This window comes from Nocardioides sp., assembly GCF_041600255.1.
Classification (GTDB): Bacteria; Actinomycetota; Actinomycetes; order Propionibacteriales; family Nocardioidaceae; genus Nocardioides.
Genome location: NZ_JBFIKK010000247.1, coordinates 1 through 1,657, shown reverse-complemented (window position 1 = coordinate 1,657; position 1,657 = coordinate 1). Strand labels below are relative to the sequence as shown.

The window sequence follows — 1,657 nt, the reverse complement described above, 5'->3', positions numbered from 1 at the left end:
GGATTCCTGTCGTGATTGGTCGATCACTCGCAGTGGTGGCTCTTACCGCCGCCCTCCTCCTCTCCGTGGAAGCGCCTGCCATCGCAGGATGCAGTTGGGTCCGCGAAACAGACACCGTGAATGGTCAGATTCGAGTTCACCTCGAGCATCGGTGCGGCCCGAAGGCTGGTGGTGCCACGAACCAGACAGCCTCCTCAATGCCGCCAAGGGACTCCGACCGTGATGGTCCGTGTGTTCGGGCGGCTCTAAGTGCTGGACTCGATTCGTCTACTTTTTGCGACCTGTCGATTAGCCCCTCGACGGCTACCCCAACACCCAGCCCCGGCCTCGTGGCCCGGGCATTCCGGCAGCTCCCGCTGCCGTCGTCCACCCTCGCCGTGCAGCCGCCGGACGGCCGCACGCTGGTCAACTTCGAGACCAACTTCTTCACCGAGCAGGCCCCCTTCACCCGCACGCTGCGCCTGCTCGGTCAACGGGTGGACCTGAGGATCCGACCCAGCGAGTTCCACTGGGTTTTCGGTGACGGCGCGACCCGCAGCACCGCCGACCCCGGCGCGCCGTACCCGGACCTGCTCGTCACCCACCGCTACGGCCGCTCAGGCCGGGTGGGGCCCCGGGTGGACACGACGTACGCAGCCGAGTTCCGGGTCAACGGCGGCCCGTGGCGACCGGTGAACGGCACGGTCACCATCCCGGGGAGTCCGGCCAGTCTGCGGGTGGTCACCGCCCGCCCGGTGCTGGTCGGCCACGACTGACCGACCACGACTGACCAACCACAACTGACGGGTCGGCGGGGGCTAGGGTGCGGCTCGTGGACCAGCCGGCAGCCGACGCGTGGAACACCTTCATCGAGGGTGACAACCTCGAGGTGCTGTCCCGGCTGGCCGAGGAGTCCGGCGCACAGTTCGACCTGATCTACATCGACCCGCCGTACAACACCGGCAACGACTTCGCCTACCGCGACGACTTCCGGGCCACCGACCTGGCGACCCGACACCAGGCCTGGCTGGCGATGATGCGGCCGCGGATCGAGGCCGCCCGGGCGGTGCTCCGCGACACCGGGGCGATCTTCGTCAGCATCGACGACAACGAGGTCGCCCACCTGCGGCTGCTGCTCGACGAGGTGTTCGGGGAGGAGAACTTCCAGGCCCAGATCGTGGTCAACCTGAACGCCAAGGGACGCCAGCTCGGCAAGGGGTTCGCCAGCGTGCACGAGTACCTCCTCGTCTACACTCGCGACGCCGCCCACAGCGTCCTCGACGCCACCAGCACCGAGACGGTCAACGAGGCCGACTTCCCGCAGACCGACCCGGACGGCCGTCGCTTCCGACACCTTCCGCTGCGCAACACGAACAAGAAGTTCAACCCGACCACCGCACGGACCCTGCACTTCACGCTGTGGGGAGACCCGGTCACCGGGCGGGTCCGCACCACGCCCTTCGAGGGCGCCCAGGAGATCGGCCCCGTCTTCGGGGACGGGCGACCCGCGGTGTGGCGGTGGAGCCGACCGCTGATCGACGAGCGCCCCGCCGACCTGGTCTGCCGGGTCGTCAAGGGGCGGCTGGGGGAGCGGGTCGACGTCTTCCAGAAGGACTGGCTGCACGTCGACCGCCGCAAGAAGCTGCGCACGATCTGGTTGGCCGAGGAGATCGGCTCC

Annotated in this window: 2 protein-coding genes; both read left to right on the top strand. The window is 68.6% G+C overall.

Going from position 1 to position 1,657, the window contains the following annotated elements; genetic code table 11:
* Positions 1 to 329 precede the first annotated feature (329 nt).
* The gene (locus ABZE72_RS16835; RefSeq protein ID WP_372730184.1) at positions 330 to 755 is read left to right on the top strand and encodes a hypothetical protein; all 426 of its coding nucleotides are present in this window, start codon (positions 330 to 332) and stop codon (positions 753 to 755) included.
* Positions 756 to 811: 56 nt separating this feature from the next.
* On the top strand, positions 812 to 1,657 hold an 846-nt coding region (locus tag ABZE72_RS16830; protein ID WP_372730183.1), incomplete at its 3' end, for a site-specific DNA-methyltransferase.